This window comes from Wenyingzhuangia marina (genome assembly GCF_900130035.1).
Taxonomy (GTDB): Bacteria; Bacteroidota; Bacteroidia; order Flavobacteriales; family Flavobacteriaceae; genus Wenyingzhuangia; species Wenyingzhuangia marina.
This window is the reverse complement of the sequence record NZ_FQXQ01000002.1, coordinates 468,323-488,874: the sequence shown is the minus strand read 5'-3', so window position 1 is coordinate 488,874 and position 20,552 is coordinate 468,323. Positions and strand designations below refer to the sequence as shown.

Sequence of the window (20,552 nt, the reverse complement as noted above, 5' to 3'; positions counted from 1 at the left end):
AAAAAATGAAAGTATCTACCCTACATAAAAGAGTTGTGTTTATCATGTTTTTTGTTTCAACACTAGTTATGGCTGGACCTAAAGCTTTTAATATTGTTGATTTTGGAGCCATTGGTGACGGAAAAACAGATAACACAAAAATAATTCAACAGGTTATTAACGAAGCTTCTAAAAGTGGTGACGGAAAAGTAATTATTCCCGAAGGGACTTTTTTAACGGGTGTACTACATTTAAAATCTAATGTAACCTTGCATTTAACAAAACATGCAGTGTTGTTGGGAAGTGCTAAACGTATAGATTATGGTCCTGAAAAAGCATCTCCTTTAATTGTTGCCAAAGGACAATATCATATTGCCATCACTGGAACAGGAACTATTGATGGTAATGGACGTGAATTGATTAAAGATATTTACAAAATGTTACATGCTGGTACTCTAGAAGATCACGAATGGCAACAATACAATCCTTGGCATCAACAAAGACCAGCTGAAAGAAATCGTCCAATGATGTTATATGTTTATGATTGTGATGATATTACTGTTAAAGATATTACTTTAAAAAACGGATTGTGTTGGATTCAGGATTTTAGAAATAGTTCTAACATTATTATTGATAATATTAAAGTAAAGAGTACTACTTTTTTAAATAATGATGGAATTGATTTAACCGATTGTAAAAATGCACGAATTACCAATTGTTTTGTAGATGCTGCAGACGATGGAATTTGTTTAAAATCTAGCACAAGTAATATGTTGTGTGAAAATATATACATCGCAAACTGTAAAGTTCGTTCTAGCGCAAGTGCTATTAAATTGGGAACGGCTTCTTCGGGAGGTTTCAAAAATGTAACCATAGAAAATATGGAAATTTACGATACTTTTCGTTCTGCTATTGCTATTGAGTCTGTAGATGGAGGTCATATTGAAAACATAAATGTTTCTAATATTAATGCTGTAAATACTGGGAATGCTATTTTTATAAGATTAGGACACAGAAGTGGAGAGTCTATTGGAACGGCAAAAAACATTCATATAAAAAATATAAAAGTGCAAGTTCCTTTAGGAAGACCAGATGCTGGATACGAAATGAGTGGTCCTGAGGTTAGAGAAGCACATAATACTTTTCCTTCTTCAATTGTTGGAGTTCCAAATCATAATATAGAAAATGTAGTAATAGAAAATGTTGAAATTTCTTATCCTGGACTTTCTCAAAAAGAAATTGCATATGTTCCCTTAACTCACCTAATGAACGTACCTGAAAGAATTCAAGATTATCCTGAGTTTTCTATGTTTGGAGAATTACCAGCTTATGGTTTTTACGTTCGTCATGTAAAAGGTATTACATTTAAAAATGTAAAATTAACATTAGAGAATAAAGACTTTAGACCGGCTTTTATTTTTGATGATGTAGAAGGGCTAGAGATGAATAATATTGATACTCCTACAAGAGAAAAAGGACAAATCATATTAACAAACTCAACTAAAACTAGTGTAGATAAAGAAACCAAGCTTTTAACAGAGCATTTATAAATAATCAACAAACAATGACCAAAAAACAAATTCAATTTATTCTATTCCTTTTTTCTCCTTTGTTGTTATTGGGGCAAAATAGTGCTTGGGAAGATCCATTGATTAATCAAATGAATCGATTGCCTTCTCATGCTACTTTTTACTCTTATGAGAGTAAAGAATTAGCAATAGAAAATGAAAGGGAATCCTCAAAAAACTATGAGAGTTTAAATGGAGATTGGCAATTTTATTGGGTTGCAACTCCAGAAGAATCTTTAGAGGACTTTCAAAAATCAAATTATGATGCTTCAAGTTGGAAAGCGATAGATGTTCCTTCTAACTGGGAAATGCGTGGTTATGGAAAAGCTATCTATACAAATACTACCTACCCTTTTTATAGTAATGATCCTTTTATCAATCATAAAGACAACCCTGTAGGACATTACATTAAAGAATTTAATATAGATGCTTCATGGAATTCAAAAGATATTATTTTGCATTTTGGTGGCGTTTCTTCTGCTTTTTATGTTTGGGTAAATGGAACTTTTGTTGGGTATAGTGAAGACACTAGATTGCCTTCAGAATTTGATATTACCCAGTATGTAAAAACAGGAACTAATAAAATAGCAGTAAAAGTATATAGATGGAGTGATGGAAGTTATTTAGAAGATCAAGATACTTGGCGATTGAGTGGAATTGAAAGAGAAGTTTACTTGCAAGCGGTTCCTAAAGTAAGAATGGCAGATGTTGCTATTAGAACAAAATTAGACAAAGAGTACCAAGATGCTACTTTACAAATTAGACCAAAATTTACGGTAAACATAAAAGATAAGTTCCTTGAGAAATTTGGATATTATAGCAAAACTCCTTTAAGAACTGTAGTTGATGATTGGACATTAACCGCTGAGTTGTTAGATGCTGATGGATATTTGGCAGAAAAAGCTAAAACTTTAAAATTATCAACTTTTTTAGGAGAATCTCATCCAGCAAGAGATCAAGTTTATTTTGGAATTATGGAAATGGATGTGAAAAATCCTAAGAAATGGTCTGCTGATGAACCTTATTTATACACGGTTTTATTTTCATTAAAAGATAATCAAGGAAACTTAATTGAAGCGACTAGTCAAAAAGTCGGATTTAGAGATTTAAAAATTGATGAAGAAGGAAGATTTTTAGTTAATGGAACTGCTGTTAAATTAATTGGAGTCAACCGTCATGATCACAATATGGTAAATGGAAAAACGGTTTCTAGAGCAGATATGGAAGCGGATGTTCAGTTAATTAAGAAATTTAATTTTAATGCAGTCAGAACTTCTCATTATCCAAATGATCCTTATTTCTATGATTTATGCGATCAATATGGATTGTATGTAATGGACGAAGCTAATTTAGAAACCCATGGAGTAGGTGGAAAATTATCACAAGATCCACTATGGTCTCAATCTTTTTTAGAGCGAGGAATTAGAATGGTAGAAAGAGATAAAAACCATCCAAGTATTATTATTTGGTCTTTAGGAAATGAATCTGGAATGGGACCTAATCACGCAGCCATGTCAGGATGGATCAAAGCAATGGATCCTACTAGATATGTACATTATGAAGGAGCTCAAGGAGTACCTACAGATCCTAGATACAAAAAGAATTTTTGGCCATCAGACAGAGGAAATCCAACTGATCCAAGCTGGGTAGATATGTTGAGTAGAATGTATCCACAGCCTAAAGAGTTAGATGATTTAATTTATGATACTAGATTTGATAAACGTCCAGTATTAATGTGTGAATACGCACATGCAATGGGGAATTCTTTAGGGAATTATCAAGAATATTGGGAGGTGGTTTACAAACATGATAGAGCTTTAGGAGGATTTATTTGGGATTTTATAGATCAAGGTCTTTTACAAACAGCAGAGAATGGAAAAGAATATTTTGCTTATGGTGGAGATTTTGGAGATGTTCCAAATGATGGAAGTTTTTGTTTAAATGGAATTATAGCTGCTGATAGAACTCCAAAACCAGAGATTTATGAAGCTAAAAAAGTAAATCAACCAGTAGTTATTTCTATGGTAGATCTTAGAAAAGGAATATTCACAATTAGGAATCGTCACCATGCTTCAGATTTATCAAAATATAATATTGTTTGGGAGCTTACAGAAAATGGAAAGGTTATTCAAAAAGGAAAAGTCGCAAATGTCGCTACCAAACCTAATGAAACCGAAACCATAAATATTCCTTACAAAGAAATTAAAGCAAAAGCAGGAAGTGAATATTTTATCAATATCAAAGGATTGTTAAAAGAAAATACTTTGTGGGAAAAGAAAGGTTATGTGGTTTTTGAAGAGCAATTTGATTTGCATTTAAAATCTAATCAAAAAATCTCTTTAACCAATAGCAAAACAGATTTAACAGTATCTAAAACCAATAACACTATTGTTGTAAAGAACAAAAATGTAACCTTAACGGTTGATGAAGCTACAGGATATATTAGTTCATATCAATCAGATGGTTTAGAGTTTATTAAAAATCCTTTGAGTTTAAGTTTTTGGAGACCAGAAACTGAGAATGACAAAGCTTATAGAGGGTATATGAAAAAAACAGATGAGTTGAATTGGAAAGAAGCAGGTACTCGTTTTAAACCAACTTTAATTACAGTAAACGACCTTGATAAAACTAAGATTGAGATACGTGTAGAAGGAAAAATAGAAAACCCAAGTACAAATGTAGTGTTGAATTATACCATTTTAGGAAATGGATATGTAAAAATATCTTATCAAGCAGATATTACCAAGAATACACCAGATGTTCCCAAAATAGGGATGGAGTTTGATATTTCTAAAGATTATGAAAATGTAACTTATTTTGGAAAAGGGCCACAGGCCAATTATCAAGATAGAAATACAGGTGCTTTTGTGGGGTTATATTCAGCTAATGCTCATACTATGAGTTATGATTATGTTGTACCTCAAGAATATGGAAATCATATGGATACCAGATGGTTTGGTTTGTTAAATAGCAAAGGAAAAGGATTAATGATACAAGGAGAAAACCCAATCAATTTTAGTGTGTCTCCTTATAGTACAAGTAATATAGAGCAAGCTACACATACATATGAATTAAAAGAAAGAGAGGTTTTAACGGTAGATGTTGATATGGTTCAAATGGGAATTGGTGGAGATAATACTTGGTCTTTTAAAGCAGAACCTCACAAAGAATACAAAATTAAATCAGGAAGTTATCACTATACTTTTTATATAGTTCCAGTAAGTAATCGTTCTAAAATGAATTCTTATCAACCTATTAAGTTTTAGTTTAAAAAACAGAATATGAAAAATATAATAAAACCTTTTGTTGTTTGTTTGTCGTTGTTTTTACAAACAGAAAGTCATGCACAATATCATCAGTTTGTAGATCCTTTAATTGGTTCAGAAGGATTAGGAAATGTATTTATAGGGCCTTCATGCCCTTATGGAATGATAAAACCAGGCCCAGATAATGACTTACATGCAAATAGTGGATATTCGGCTGATATAGACAAACCTATTTATGGATTTAGCCAAGTACACGTAAGTGGAACTGGTGGAGGTGCCAAATATGGAAATGTTTCTGTAATGCCTTTTTCAGGAGATTTTGCATCTATCAAACAAGAATCTTTAAGAGAAAATGAAAAAGTTGCTTTAGGATATTACAGTACTTTATTAAGTAAGCACAATATTCAAACAGAAATTACCACTTCTGATAGAGCTGCTTTTTATCGTTTTCAATTTGGCAATAATGATAAAAATGCCATCAAAATAGATTTAGGAAGATATTTAGATGAATCTATCATTCCTGATGGTCGTGAGTCGCAACAATTTGTTGGTTCTCAAGTAGAAGTAATTTCTGATACTGAAGTTAGAGGATATACCAAAATTAGAGGAGGATGGAACAATGGAGGAGCTTATACTGTTTATTTTACAGCCATTTTTGATCAACCTTTTAGTGAGTTTTCTACTTGGAAAGATCAAAAGTTTTATCCAAATCAAAAAAATCAAGTTGATGAAGGTAAAAAGACTGGTGCCATGTTGTTTTTTAATGGGTTAAAAGACAAAAAGGTGAATATGAAAATTGGAATTTCTTTCATCAGTAGTTTAAAAGCAAAACTAAATGTAGATAATGAAATTCCGCATTGGAATTTTGAGAAAGAATTGGCAGAGACTCAACAAAAATGGGAAGATTTACTACAGAGAGCAGAAGTAGATAAAGATGCTTCTGTAGAAAAGAAAACAATGTTTTATACAGGTTTATATCACACTATGTTAATGCCTGTAGATAGGACTGGAGAAAATCCGTTATGGGAAAATAATTCTCCTTATTACGATGATTTTTATGCTATTTGGGATACCTATCGTTCATCAAGTCCATTAATCACACTTTTGAATCCTTCTCGTGAAGTAGATATTGTGAATGCAATGTTACAGATCTACAAACGAGATGGGTATCTCCCAGATGCAAGGAGTGGAAATGCAAATGGTAGAACCCAAGGTGGTTCTAATGCTGAGGTAGTTATTGCAGATGCTTTTGTAAAAGGTTTAGAAGGAATTAATTACAAATTAGCATTAGAAGCCATGATGAAAGATGCGATGTTCCCTCCTGGTGGAAATGAAGAAAAAGAAGGTCGTGGAGGACTGGTAGATTACAATCGTTTAGGATATGTTTCTACAGATTATGTTCGTTCGGGAAATAGAACCATAGAATATGCTTACAATGATTATTGTTTGGCAATTGTAGCTAAAGGAATTAAACGTAAAGGAGAATATTGGAGATTTATCAAGCAATCTGATAATTGGCAAAACCTTTGGAGAGATATTGAAGACAATGGCTCTAGAGGATTTATTATGCCAAAAGATGCCAATGGAAAATGGGTAGATAGCATACAGTGTGCTGCTACCAATGGTAAAATTAATTATGTGCCTTATACTCCATTAGCACAAGATTGGCCTAATTGTGTGTGTTGGTGGTGTGGATTTTTCTACGAAGCAAGTTCTTGGGAATATTCATTATCTGTCCCTCACGATGTGGCAATGCTAATTCAAAAATCAGGAGGGAAAGAAGCTTTTGAGAAAAGGTTAAATACTTTTTTTAGAGAAGAATTTTATAATGTGGCTAATGAACCTTCTTTTCTAACTCCAAATTTGTATCACTGGATTGGAAGACCAGACTTAAGTACTGATAGAATCCATACAATTATTGATGAAAATTATGATGCTAGTAGAGATGGAATTCCTGGGAATGATGATTCTGGAGCCATGTCTTCATGGTTGTCTTTTCATATGATGGGATTGTATCCTAATGCCGGACAATCTTATTATTTAATCAATACCCCATATTTTAAAGAGACGGTGATTCATCAAGAAAATGGTAAAGATTTTACAATAAAAGCTAAAAATTTATCAACAAAAAATAAATATATTCAATCTGCAACATTAAACGGAAACTCTTTTGAAAATGCTTTTATAGAGCATCAAGATATTTTGAATGGAGGAGTTTTAGAGTTTGTAATGGGAGCAAAACCCTCTAAAACATGGGGAACAAAACAAGTACCACCATCAAAATCAGATAAAAAATAAAAAGAAATAATTATGAAAAATATTACTCAACAACTATTTTGGATTCCATTATTTTTAATGATCCTCTCTTGCGGTAGCAAGGATAACAACACAGAAAAAAAATTAAATCCTTCAGAAGCTTTAATCTCTAGAATCATTCCTAAACACTCAGAATCTTTTAAGGTAGAGATAGATAGTTTGTTAGAAGATGATTGGTTTGAGATTGAGTCTAAAGATGAAAAAATAGTGTTGCGAGGAAATAATGGAGTTTCTGTAGCATCAGCCTTATATTATTATTTAAAAGAATATGCTCATTGCCAAATTACATGGAATGGAACGAATTTAAATTTACCAGATACTTTACCCCAAGTACCTACCCTTATTCATAAAAAGACCCCATATGAATATAGATATTATTTAAATTACTGTACGTTTAACTACACCATGAGTTGGTGGGATTGGGAACGTTGGGAAAAAGAAATAGACTGGATGGCACTACATGGTATTAACATGCCTTTGGCTATTACAGGAGAAGAATATGTATGGGATGAGGTTTATAAATCTTATGGATTTACAGATGAAGACTTAGAAGGATTTTTTAGTGGACCTGCTTATTTCTCTTGGTTTTGGATGGGAAATTTAGACGGTTGGGGAGGACCTTTAACTCAACATTGGAAAGAGACTCACAGAGACTTACAAAAAAAGATTTTAGAAAGAGAGCGTGAGCTAGGAATGAAAACTGTTTTACCTGCTTTTACTGGACATGTACCAGCCTCGTTTAAAAAGTTTTTTCCAGATGCAAAGTTGAAACAAACCAACTGGGGGAATGATTTTGAAGACACTTATATTTTAGATGCGAATGATCCATTGTTTGCAGAAATTGGAAAGAAGTTTTTAGAAACACAAGAGCGTATTTATGGAACAGATCATTTGTATTCTGCTGATACGTTTAATGAAAACACACCACCTTCAGACGATCCTACTTATTTAACCAATTTAAGTAGTAAAGTTTATGAAGGAATGAAATCAGCCGATGAAGAAGCTGTTTGGGTGATGCAAGGTTGGTTGTTTTATAGCCACAGAGAATTTTGGAAAGCTCCACAAATAAAAGGATTGTTAGCTCCAGTACCTGATGATAAAATGATCATTTTAGATTTGGCAACGGAAATAGAACCAATTTGGAAAAGAACAGAAGCGTTTTATGGAAAACAATGGATTTGGAATATGTTACACAGTTTTGGAGGAAATATTAGCATGTTTGGAAGAATAGAAACTGTTGCAGACGAACCAGCGAAAGCCTTAAAAGATCCAAATTCAGGAAAGTTAAAAGGAATTGGACTTACTATGGAATCTATAGAACAGAACCCTGTTTTGTATGAATTGATGACTGACAATACTTGGCGAGATACTCCTATTGATTTAAAAGAGTGGTTAGAACAATATACAACAAACAGATACGGGAAAGAAAATGATCAATTAATAAAAGCATGGGATGTTTTAGTAAATACAGTTTATAATGGGCAAACCATTCGTGATGGAGCAGAAAGTATTATTGTAGCTAGACCTACTTTTGAAGGATATAGAAGATGGGCAAGAACTAAGTTGAATTATGCACCAGCAGATTTATTACCTGCTTGGGACTTGTTTGTGGCTGCTATTCCAAATCACCAAGGATCCGATGGTTTTGAATATGATTTGGTAGATATTACCAGACAAGTATTAGCCAACTATGCGTTACCATTACAACAACAAATAGCAGTTGCTTACAAAGAAAACAACAAAGTCGCTTTTGATAAATACAGCACAGAGTTTATCACTTTAATAGAAGATATGGATAAACTACTAGCTACTAGAAAAGACTTTTTACTAGGGACTTGGATTGCAGATGCAAGAGCATGGGGAGAAACAGAAGCAGAAAAAGCTTTATATGAACAAAACGCAAGAGATTTGATTACCCTTTGGGGAGGAGCAGATAATAGACTGCATGAATACAGCAACCGTCAATGGAGTGGATTGTTTAATGACTTTTACAAACCAAGATGGGAACAGTTCTTTGCAACGGTAAAACAAGACTGGAAAAAGTTTGATCAAGAAGCATTTGATCAAGAAATTAAGCAATGGGAGTGGAATTGGGTTACGTCAAGAAAAGACTTTCCAATAGAAGCTACTGGAAGTGCTAGTGAAATAGTAAAAGCATTACACACTAAGTATAGAGACATAATCATTCCAATAACAGAAAAGATGAGTCCTATTCAATATAACTATTAACTATGAAAGAAGCGATACTAAAAAATACAAATCGATTTTTATCCTTAGATGTTTTTAGAGGATTAACGATTTGTTTGATGATTGTGGTGAATACCCCAGGAACTGGAGCTAAGTTATACCCATATTTGGTACATGCCCATTGGTTTGGATTCACTTTAGCAGATTTGGTATTTCCCTCGTTTTTATTTGCGATGGGAAATGCGATGAGTTTTTCGATGACCAAATTAAAAGATGCTCCTTCAGAAGTATTTTGGAAAAAAGTATTAAAACGTACAATAATTATTTTCTTGTTAGGTTTCTTAATGTATTGGTTCCCGTTTTTTAGACAAGGAGCTGATGGATGGGAGTTAAAACCTTTTTCAGAAACAAGAGTAATGGGGGTGTTGCAACGTATTGCCATTTGTTATTTTTTAGCGTCAATACTTTTTTATTATTTAAAAGAAAAAACAGCAATCATCATCAGTGCTATTATTTTAATCGCTTACTGGGAAATCTTGTACCTGTTTGGAACTACGGGAGCAGAGCTAGAGATGGCTACCAATGCAATTACTAGATTGGATTTAACTATTTTAGGAGAAGGACATATTTACAAAAGAGATAGTATTCCGTTTGATCCAGAAGGAATTTTAAGTACTTTACCTTCTGTGGTTAATGTGATAGGAGGATATTTAGCAGGAAAGTTTATTCAACAAAAAGGAAAGAGTTTTGAAGGAATTTCAAAACTATTAATTGCAGGATTTTTATTATCAGCTTTAGCACTTTGGTGGGATTTGGTATTTCCGATGAGTAAAAAGCTATGGACCAGTCCATTTGTGTTACACACGGTAGGAATAGATTTATCTGTAATGGCAATATTAATTTATTTTATAGAGTTAAAAAACACAAGAAAAGGAACGGAGTTCTTTAATGTTTTTGGGAAGAACCCTATGTTTATTTATCTGTTTTCTGAGTTGTTTTATATCACTTTAAGAATGATACCAACAAGTTCAGGGTTAGATGTTTTTGAATGGGTTAGTGAACGTATATTTCAACAAATCTTTCCTGGAAGTTTCGGGGCATTTGTAACAGCTATTGTTTTTATGATGGTTTGTTGGTCTATAGGTTGGTATTTAGACAAAAAGCGTATTTATATAAAAATTTAGGTTTTTAAATAAGTAGCATGAAAAAAATAATCCTGATCATCTTTTTTGTAGGAATACTTTTTACGGCTTTGTTTTTGATGATTTCATGTGATAAAACAAAAGAAATTCGTTTAAATAATATTCAAGTGATAGGAAGTCATAATTCATATAAAATTCCCATAGAGCAAACTCTGTGGGAATATTTATATCAAATAGATTCAGCTAGGGCTAAGTCATTGCAATATGGACATGTTTCTATTTTAGAGCAATTAGATTTAGGTCTTAGAAATCTAGAGTTAGATGTTTTACATGATCCTAATGGAGGACGATTTACAAATCCTAAAGGATTAGAAATTGTGAAATCATTAGGCAATAAACCTTTACCTTATGATGTGGAAAAAAAGTTACATCAGCCAGGTTTAAAAATGTTTCACATACAAGATATTGACTTTAGAAGTCATTATTTATTATTTAAAGATGGATTAAAAGCCATCAAAAAATGGTCTGACAATCACCCTAATCACACACCAATATTTATTTTAATTAATGCAAAAGACAGCAATCATCAGGATTTAAGCAAATTGTTGTCATTTACAAAAAATGCATTGGATAGTATTGATCTTGAAATTCGTTCAGTATTTAAAGACAACCAATTAATTACTCCGGATTTGGTGAGAGGAAATCATAAAACTTTAGAAGAAGCAGTTTTAAAAGATGGATGGCCAAGTTTAGAAAAGTTAAAAGGAAGATTTCTTTTTGTGTTAGATGAAAAAGAAGATAAAAACAATCGGTATTTAGAAGGACATCCAAGCTTAAAAAACAGGATGATGTTTGTAAATAGCAAAGAAGGAAATCCTGAAGCTGCGTTTAGAGTGATAAATAACCCTATTAAAGATTTTGATTATATTAAAGAGCTGGTTTTAAGTGGTTATATGGTAAGAACTCGTGCAGATGATGGAACAAATGAGTCTAGAACCAATGATTATTGTAAATTTGAAAAAGCAAAACAATCTGGTGCACAAGTCATCTCAACAGATTATTATGTACCAACCAAACTTTATAAGTCTGATTATAAGGTTAGTTTTGAAAACAATAGTTACGAAAGAATAAAATAATAATTCATGTTTAAACCAAAATCCCCAAGTATTTTTTTATTAATTGTTTTAATAGCAAACAGTTTATGTGCTCAAACCTCTTTTACCATCGTTTCAAAAAACGAAAAAGTAGGTGTTTTTTATGATAAAAGTGATGCCAAGGTAGTAGAAATAGCTGCTAAAATGTTGGTAGATGATATTTCTAAAATCACAAAAAAGTATATTGAAATTAATGGTGATGTTCATAAATATTCTATTCTAGCAGGTACCGTTGGACAAAGTAGTTTGATTGGTAGATTGGTTGATGATGAAAAAATAACAATTACTGATATTGAAGGAAAATGGGAAACTTATAAAATTGAAGTTGTAAACAAACCTTTGCCAGGAATTGAAAAAGCATTGGTGATAGTTGGTTCTGATAGAAGAGCGACCGCTTATGGTTTGTTAGAAGTTTCTAGAATGATGGATGTTTCTCCATGGGAATGGTGGGCTGATGTAACTCCAGAAGTTAAAGAAGAAGTATCTATTTCTGTTACTCCAAAAACATATGGATCTCCATCAGTAAAATATAGAGGAATCTTTTTAAATGATGAAGATTGGGGATTACAACGTTGGGCTGCTTTAAATTACGAACCAGAAACGGGAGATATTGGACCTAAAACATATGCTAAAGTTTTTGAATTGTTATTACGTTTACGTGCCAATACTATTTGGCCAGCCATGCATAAGTCTACCAAAGCGTTTTATTTTTATCCAGAGAATAAAGTGGTAGCAGACAATTATGCTATTGTGGTTGGAAGCTCTCATGCAGAGCCTATGTTGAGTAATATCAATGCAGAATGGGATCATGAAACTATGGGAGAATATCGTTATGATACCAATTCAAGATCTATTAAAAAATTGTTCAAAAAAAGAGCTAAAGAAACAGAAAACTACGAAGGAATTTATACTGTTGGGATGAGAGGAGAACATGATTCACCTATGATTGTAGGGGAAGATGATACAGAATCTCAAGTAGAATTATTGGAGCAAGTAATTACTGATCAAAGAGAAATTTTAGAAAAGTATTCTAAAAAAGATGAAGAAAGACCACAAGTTTTTGTGCCTTATAAAGAGGTGTTACATTATTACCAAAGTGGGTTGAACTTGCCAGAAGATGTAATGCTTATGTGGACAGATGATAACTATGGTTATATTCGTCAGTTGAGCAACTTTAGAGAACAAAAACGTAGTGGTGGAGCAGGGGTTTATTATCATACTTCTTATTGGGGAAGACCTCATGATTATTTATGGTTAAATTCAACCAATCCAGTTTTGATGTGGGAAGAAATGTCTAAAGCGTATGAATTTCAATCAAAAGATTTATGGATTCTAAATTGTGGAGATATCAAACCACATGAATATAATATTGAATTGTTTTTAGATATGGCTTGGGATATGACCAAGTTTGAAAAAAATACTGATGTAAAACAACACAAAAACAATTGGGCTACCAGAGAGTTTGGAGAAAAAACAGCCAAAGATATTACTGGTGTTATGTTAAAATATGATGAATTGGCATTTCAAAGAAGACCAGAGTTTATGGCTTGGAGTCAGGTAGAGCCTGTAACCAAAGCCAAAGAAACGGAATTAACACAATTTCATTATGGAGATGAAGTAAATCAAAGAATTGAAGCTTATCAAACATTAATAACAGCGGTAGATAGTATTAATACAAAAGTTCCTGCATACAGAAAAGATGCTTTTTATCAACTGGTTTATTATCCAGTTGTTACTGCAGCAAGTATGAATCACAAATGGTTATATGCATATAAAAACAAATTTGTGTCATCACAAGGAAGAAATAGTGCTTTATACTATGGAGAAAAATCATTTTTGGCTTACAATAGAATTGTATCAGAAACCAATTATTACAACAATGTTTTACAAGGTGGTAAATGGAATCATATCATGAACATGTCTCCAAGATATTTACCTGTTTTTTCAAGACCTTCTATAGCGGTGGCTTTTCCAAAGAATACAAATGATTTAGGATTGGCTTTAGAGAGTTACGAAATGGAATTGAATGATAAAGCGATTAATTCTTATGCAGACGTATTACCTGTTTTTAATGCTTATACTAAAAACAAATATTATGTTGATGTTTATTTAAAAGATGAAGGAACTTTAAAGTGGCAAGCAAAACCTAAGGAAAATTGGATTAAGATTTCTAAAACCTCAGGGGAGTTAAATGCAGATCAACCAGAAGAAAGATTATGGGTTACTATTGACTGGGATAAAGTGCCAAAGGGAGAGAATAAAAAAGAAGCTCCATTAGGACATGATTATCAATTAATTCCTCCAAGTTTTAAAGTAAATTCAGCTATAGATTTTATTTCAGGTGATAAAACCTATACAGTAGGAGTTTCTGTTTTTAATCCAAAATTAGAAGCATTAAAAGGATACAAAGGATTTGTAGAAGACAAAGGTTTTGTATCTATAAAGGCAGAGAATTATACTAGAAAAAAAGATGGATTAGAAGCAAAATGGGAAACTTTTGAAGGAATAGGATATTCTGGGAAAGTGGCTGTTGCATTACCAAGAACAGCAAAACCACAAAACTGGATTTCAGATATTGTTAAAAATAGTCCAGCTTTAGAATATGATTTTTACACTTTTAATTTTGGAGAGGTAGATGTAAATATTCAAGCCATTCCAACTCATGCATTTTTTGAGGGAAGCGGAGTAAAATGTGCTGTTTCTATTGATGATGCAAAGCCTGTAATTGTAGATTTTCAAACTTTTGGAAGAAGTGAGGAGTGGAAACAAAATGTATTAAAAAATGCAACAGTTAAAACAGCAAAACAAATAGTAAATAAAGCCGGAAAACACACTTTAAAAATATGGATGGTAGATCCGGGAGTAATGATAGATCAAGTATTGATAGATTTAGGTGGATGGAAAAAATCATATGCTTTTCCTAAAGAAACCAAATTGTAATGAAGGAATTTAATTCTTTGATAATAAATTTACTAGGTGTTTTAGCACTCATTGTTTCTTTTTTCTCTTGTAAACACGTACAAGAGAAAAAAGAGACAAATTCTTTACAAGTTGCCTTTTTGTCGGATGTTCATTTGTTGGATATTTATGGAGAGTTTTCGGATAATTCTTATCGAGGAATTTTAAATCCTACAACTCAAAAATATACTTTGGCTAGAACCATGCAATCTCAATTGGAGTCTACAAGGTTGTTTAACGAAAATTATTTTGCTTTTAAAGCTGCTTTAAACGATGTGGTTAAGAGAGGTGTAAAATACGTGGCTTTACCAGGTGATTTTAGTGATGATGGACAATTGGTAAATATAAGAGGATTGAAAAATATTTTAAAAGAATATTCAGAAAAATACCACATCAATTTTATTTTAACCACTGGAAATCACGATCCTGTAAGACCCTTTTATCAAGATGCAGGAAAGAAAGACTTTTTAGGGCAAGGAGGAAAGACTCAGGCTATTTTCAGTAAAGAAGGATTGTATCCATCTAATGAAGAAAACGCTTTACCAACCATTATAACCAAAGATATTGCAAGATTAGGATATCAAGGAATTTTAAATGAATTAAAAGACTTTGGCTTTTATCCTAAACAAAATACTATTTATTGGGAAAGCCCTTTTACGACCTATACTTATCAAGATTATACTTATGACAAGGCTTTAAAATATTCGGACATAAGGTTTAGAACTTATAAAATTCAACCAACAAATGCAGAAGTTCCAGATTTAAGTTATGTAACTGAATTAGGAGATGATTTGTGGTTTTTAGCTATTGATGCCAACGTTTACGTTCCTAAAGGAGAAGAAACATCTTACAATCCTGCTAATTTTGAGGGAGCAAGTACGGGGTATAACAATGTGTTAACGCACAAAGATTATTTACTTACTTGGATAAAATCTGTGACTGAAAGAGCAGAAAAACTAGGAAAAAAATTAATTGTATTTAGTCATTTTCCAACCATCGACTTTAATGATGATGCTACTGAGGATATGAAGGTTTTATTTGGAAAAGATAAAATGCAAATGCAAAGAGTTCCTAATGAAGAAGTGGCTAAAGCTTTGGCTGAAGCTGGCGTAAAAGTCCATTTTGGAGGACACATGCATATTAATGATACAGGACTTAGAAAATTTAAAAATGGAAACGGGTTGATAAATATTCAAATTCCATCTTTAGCAGCTTATATTCCTGGTTATAAATTGTTAACCATAAAAAATAATAATGTTTTTGAAATAGAAACTGTGGTGTTGGACAATGTAGCAGACTTTAAAACTTTGTTTCCACTGTATCAATTAGAGCATGATTATTTAGAAAAAACAAATCAACCTTATATATGGGATGCTGCTATTTTAAATGCAAATAATTATAAAGAATTCACAGCATGGCATTTAAAAGAATTGGTAAGATTAAGGTTCTTAAAAAACGATTGGCCTAAAGAATTTAAAGATTTATTAGTAAACACTACTGGTCAAGATTTAATAAACATAGCAAAAGAGAATAATGGAGATATTAAAGCTTTTGAAACTAAGTTAAAAGATCAAAAAATCTCTATGGAAGTTTTTAAAGAATGGACTGGTTTGGATATGATTCATGATTTTTATAAATTTAAAAGTGCCGATAAGTTAGCGGTTATGGATGTTGGACAAGCTAAATTAAATCAATATATTTTAATTTGTGAATTGTTAAAAAGCTCTAATCATAGAAACTTAAAATTATGGGGAAATATTTTTTTAAAATTTTGTAATGGCCAACCAGCTAATCATTTTAAAATAGATATTCAATCAAGTACCATTACCCCTATAAGACCATTATATTAGTATTCCTTTTTTTATATTAACTTTAGATTAGATAATTATTTTCTCATGATAAGATTTTCTGTTTTTATTATTTTTTTTGTTGGACTTTTTTCTGCCTCTGCACAGCAAATTAAGTTTGAGCACTATAATGATAAGGATGGATTATCACATAATTCGGTAAGATATATTGCTCAAGACAAACAAGGTTTTTTGTGGTTGGGAACTTTTGCTGGATTGAATAGGTTTGATGGATATCAATTTGAAACTTATTTAAGTTCTTCTTTAGAAGAGAATGAAATTTACAATGATGATATTACAGATTTAGAGTTTGATGAATCAACTAATAATTTATGGATTGGTACTAGGAAGGGATTAACACTTTTTAAAATAGATACTAGGAAATTCACCACTTATTTACCTCAAAATAACAATCCTAATAGTTTGCCAGATGAAGAAATTCGTTCAGTTTATGTAGACAAGTTTAAAAGAGTTTGGGTAGGAACTAAAACAAAAGGAGCTTTTTTATTTTACCCTGAAGAGGAAAGGTTTGAAAGCATTGATTTGCCTGGTTTTGGATATATTAAAGAAATATACGGAGACAAAAAAGGAAATGTTTGGTTGGGGAGTTTTGGAACCGCATCGGTAGCTAAAATATCTTTAGATAGTAAAGGAGTATTTTCTAAGATAAAAACTTATACATTATCCATTCCAAATTCCGATAAAAAAAATCCGTTTCTGAATTTTATTTTTGAAGATTTCAAATCAGATATTTTTATAGGAACCAGAGAAGGCTTGTATAAATTAGACCAATCAACCGATACTTTTGAAAATTTATATATAAAAGATAAAATTGTAAGAGAAAAATTAGGTCCTTATTTTTTAGCTGTAGCACTTGCTCCGAACGGTAAATATTGGGTAGGAACATTAGCTGGTTTGTTGGTTTGCGATCAATTAGAAGATATTGCTATAGGAAAGTATCAATGGCATTATTCAGTATTGTCTGATGATACTTCTTTGGTAGACAACTTAATATCTGCTCTTTATTTTGATCCATCAGGGGTTTTATGGATTGGTACAGAAGATGGCCTAGATAAATATGATCCGTATGAAAATCAATTTAATTTAAATAAAGATATTTCTAATTATATAGAAAATCAAGCTCCAAGGATTAGAGGTTTTGCTAAAACTTATGAAGGACATACCATTGTGGCTACTTGGAATAACGGACTTTTTATAAACAAAGGTGAGAAAATAGAACCTTTGTATGTTAACAAAACCAATATTGCTAGTATTTATTCTACAGATGGAAAAATATTTTATTGTGGTCTTTGGGATGGTAAAGTAATGATATATGATTATTTAAAAAATACTTCAAAAATCATTGATGTAGGTTTTGTAAATACTCCTGTTTTTACCTTTTTAAGGTATGATGCTAATAATATGATTGTTGGTTCTTTTGGTGGCGGAGTAATTGTTTTGAATTTAAAAACATTGACTCCAGATCTGTCCTATGGGAAATTACTTTCTAATTTTGATATCAACAAAGTAAAAAAAAATGGAGATGATTTATGGTTTGCTACCGAAACAGGTTTGGTAAAATATAACTTTGTTAATAAAACAACCAAAAATTATGGGTATCATTCAAACAATAAATATGGATTTCCTCAAGACAATGTTAATGATGTTTATATAGATCAAGAAAAAAATATTTGGGCTGCAACCCGTAAAGGACTTTCTGTTTATAGTTATAAAGATGATAATTTCGAGCTTGTTCAAGAACCTAAAGAGTTAAAAGGAAAATGGATAACGGACTTAACTAGTGATAAAGAAGGAAATTTATGGTTAAACATGAATAATAACAGTATTGCTAAGTATAATGTAAAAAATAACTCAGCCAAAGTTTACAATATTATGAGTGGAAACAGGCTAGATGTTTTTAGCTCTAGTGGTTTCTATAATTTAAATGATTCAAAAATATACATTGCAGGAAAAGAAGGTGTTATTTATTTTTCACTTCAAAATATTAAAGAAAATAAATACTCTCCACCACCATTTATTACTGAGTTTAAAGTAGAGAATAAAGAAATATTACCGGGGACTACTATGAACGGTCAGGTTTTGTTCGAAAAAGATTTAAACTACAGTAAAAGTGTTGTTTTAGATTATAATAACAGAAATTTTTCTATTCAGTTTTCTTCTCCATCCTTTACTAATGAGAGACAAAATAAATACCAATACAAGCTAGAAGGTTTTGATAAAGATTGGATAGAAACTACTAGTGATTCTAGAACGGTGCAATACACCAACTTGTTTTCTAAAAATTATGTTTTTAAAATTAGATCTAGTAATAGTGATGGTATTTGGAGTGAAACATCAACTTACAACATAAAAGTATTACCAACATTTTGGTTAACCTATAAAGGAATTTCTTTAATTGTTTTTGTATTAGGCTTGTTGATTTATTTTTCTCGTAAACAAATAAAATTACGTATAGAGTTAAAGCAAGAACTTTTATTAGAAAAAGTAAAAAGAGAGAGAGATGAAAAGCTAAATAACGAGAAATTAAGGTTTTTTACCAATATTTCTCATGAATTAAGAACTCCTTTAACTTTAATTTTAGGACCTGTAAAACAACTTTTACAACAAGAAAATGCCAGTTCTTATGAAAGAAGCAGGGTAGATTTAATATATCAAAATGCTAATAGATTATTAAGATTGGTTAATCAAATTTTAGATTTTAGAAGAGCAGAAACTGGAGCTTTAAAATTAAAAGTTTATCAGGTTGATATTATTGTAAATACCAAGAACATATTCACGTCTTTTATTGAATTGGCTCATACCAAAAACATCAATTTTAATTTAAATATTGAGACCGATTCGTTGGTTTGTTGGATAGATTTGGACAAGTATAATAAGATTTTATACAACTTATTATCTAACGCCATGAAGTTTACCGAGAACTATGGAAATGTAGATCTGTTTATAGGTTTAAAAGAAGGGGAAGGAAAAATTCTAAAAATAGAAGTAAGTGACGATGGAATTGGAATTCCTCTAGAGAGTCAAGAAAAAATATTTTCAAGGTTTTATCAAGCACAAAATAGTAAATCTAGCACCACAGGAACTGGTATTGGATTGTCATTGGTAAAAGCCTTGGTAGAAATTCACAAAGGAGAAATTAAGGTTGATAGTACTCCAAATGTAGGAAGTATTTTTACGGTAGAATTACCAGTAGAAAAAGAAGTTTATAGTGAAGATGAAAGGTTTGATTTTAGTTCTTCGGAGGAAATAGAAACTTTAATTCCAATAAAACAAATAGAGGCTTCTTTTGAAAACATTAATACTAAGAAAGCAAAGACAAACACAGATGTAAAACATAAAATTTTAGTTATTGATGATAATACTGAACTAAGAAAATATGTGGTAGAATATCTTTCAGCTTATTTTAAAGTATACGAAGCAGAAAACGGTAAAGAAGGATTAGAAGTTTGTAAAAAAATAAAACCTGTATTATGTGTGGTAGATGTAATGATGCCTATTATGGACGGTTTTGAATTTGTAGAAGCTTTAAAAGCAGATGAAAATTTAAGTCACACAGCAGTTGTTTTACTAACTGCATTGGCTGAAAATGAAAATAGAATCAAAGGATATAAAATTGGAGTAGATGGCTATTTGGTAAAACCTTTTGATCCATCATTGCTTAAAACTCGTATAGACAATATTATCAAAATACATTTTGATTTAAAACAAAAGTTTTCAGGTGAAGCAGAAAGTGATGTTATTTCTTTAGCACATTCGCAAATAGACATTGAGCTTATTTCTAATATCAAAAGTATTATAGAAGATAATATTAGTAATCCAGATCTTACTTCTGGTTTTTTATGTGATGAATTGGCTATGAGTTCTTCTAAATTATATAGAAAAATTACTCAATTAACAGATTTATCACCCAATGAGTTTATCCGAACCATTCGTTTAAAGAAGTCTGCACAATTGTTAAAAACTAAAAATTATAACGTTTCAGAAGTTGCTGATATGGTTGGATTTAATGATCCTTTATATTTTAGTAGGTGTTTTAAAAAACAATTTGGACATTCTCCTAGTACTTTGTTAAAGTAAATTTAATAAGCTTTAAAATATATATCTAGTTTTTAAT

The 20,552-nt window shown here is 31.4% G+C and carries 9 protein-coding genes; all 9 read left to right on the top strand.

The window, feature by feature from the left end; genetic code table 11:
• Nucleotides 1–5: 5 nt before the first annotated feature.
• Genes BUB70_RS06100 through BUB70_RS06060 form a run of 9 tightly spaced genes read left to right on the top strand, consistent with a single transcriptional unit; the run spans nucleotide 6 to nucleotide 20,515 of the window.
• Nucleotides 6–1,529: a glycoside hydrolase family 28 protein gene (locus BUB70_RS06100; RefSeq protein ID WP_073119397.1), complete on the top strand. Its 1,524-nt coding sequence runs from the start codon at nucleotides 6–8 to the stop codon at nucleotides 1,527–1,529.
• 14 nt (nucleotides 1,530–1,543) lie between these two features.
• Nucleotides 1,544–4,813 (top strand): beta-galactosidase, LacZ type, encoded by a 3,270-nt coding sequence (locus BUB70_RS06095; protein WP_073119395.1) that lies wholly within the window; start codon nucleotides 1,544–1,546, stop codon nucleotides 4,811–4,813.
• A 15-nt stretch (nucleotides 4,814–4,828) separates the two neighbouring features.
• Nucleotides 4,829–7,111, top strand: coding sequence for a GH92 family glycosyl hydrolase (locus BUB70_RS06090; RefSeq protein WP_073119392.1), 2,283 nt, complete (start codon nucleotides 4,829–4,831; stop codon nucleotides 7,109–7,111).
• 12 nt (nucleotides 7,112–7,123) lie between these two features.
• Nucleotides 7,124–9,358, top strand: a complete 2,235-nt coding sequence (locus tag BUB70_RS06085) for an alpha-N-acetylglucosaminidase (protein ID WP_200777477.1) — start codon at nucleotides 7,124–7,126, stop codon at nucleotides 9,356–9,358.
• A 2-nt stretch (nucleotides 9,359–9,360) separates the two neighbouring features.
• On the top strand, nucleotides 9,361–10,500 hold the full coding sequence (locus BUB70_RS06080) for an acyltransferase family protein (protein WP_073119387.1): 1,140 nt from the start codon (nucleotides 9,361–9,363) through the stop codon (nucleotides 10,498–10,500).
• Between the two features lie 17 nt (nucleotides 10,501–10,517).
• Nucleotides 10,518–11,594 carry a phosphatidylinositol-specific phospholipase C1-like protein gene (locus BUB70_RS06075; protein WP_073119384.1) on the top strand — a complete coding sequence of 359 codons (1,077 nt, stop codon included), beginning with the start codon at nucleotides 10,518–10,520 and terminating at the stop codon, nucleotides 11,592–11,594.
• Nucleotides 11,595–11,600: 6 nt separating this feature from the next.
• On the top strand, nucleotides 11,601–14,552 hold the full coding sequence (locus tag BUB70_RS06070; protein WP_073119382.1) for a glycosyl hydrolase 115 family protein: 2,952 nt from the start codon (nucleotides 11,601–11,603) through the stop codon (nucleotides 14,550–14,552).
• Entirely contained in the window at nucleotides 14,552–16,420 is a 1,869-nt protein-coding gene (locus BUB70_RS06065) for a metallophosphoesterase (protein WP_073119380.1), read from the top strand. The genes BUB70_RS06070 and BUB70_RS06065 overlap by 1 nt, the downstream gene beginning before the upstream one ends.
• A 45-nt stretch (nucleotides 16,421–16,465) precedes the next feature.
• Nucleotides 16,466–20,515, top strand: coding sequence for a hybrid sensor histidine kinase/response regulator transcription factor (locus BUB70_RS06060; RefSeq protein ID WP_073119378.1), 4,050 nt, complete (start codon nucleotides 16,466–16,468; stop codon nucleotides 20,513–20,515).
• Nucleotides 20,516–20,552 lie beyond the last annotated feature (37 nt).

Coding starts and splice junctions, on each gene's coding strand:
- BUB70_RS06070 (WP_073119382.1), top strand. CDS start 11,601: ATGTTTAAACCAAAATCCCCAAGTATTTTTTTATTAATTGTTTTAATA.
- BUB70_RS06080 (WP_073119387.1), top strand. CDS start 9,361: ATGAAAGAAGCGATACTAAAAAATACAAATCGATTTTTATCCTTAGAT.
- BUB70_RS06075 (WP_073119384.1), top strand. CDS start 10,518: ATGAAAAAAATAATCCTGATCATCTTTTTTGTAGGAATACTTTTTACG.
- BUB70_RS06085 (WP_200777477.1), top strand. CDS start 7,124: ATGAAAAATATTACTCAACAACTATTTTGGATTCCATTATTTTTAATG.
- BUB70_RS06100 (WP_073119397.1), top strand. CDS start 6: ATGAAAGTATCTACCCTACATAAAAGAGTTGTGTTTATCATGTTTTTT.
- BUB70_RS06090 (WP_073119392.1), top strand. CDS start 4,829: ATGAAAAATATAATAAAACCTTTTGTTGTTTGTTTGTCGTTGTTTTTA.
- BUB70_RS06060 (WP_073119378.1), top strand. CDS start 16,466: ATGATAAGATTTTCTGTTTTTATTATTTTTTTTGTTGGACTTTTTTCT.
- BUB70_RS06095 (WP_073119395.1), top strand. CDS start 1,544: ATGACCAAAAAACAAATTCAATTTATTCTATTCCTTTTTTCTCCTTTG.
- BUB70_RS06065 (WP_073119380.1), top strand. CDS start 14,552: ATGAAGGAATTTAATTCTTTGATAATAAATTTACTAGGTGTTTTAGCA.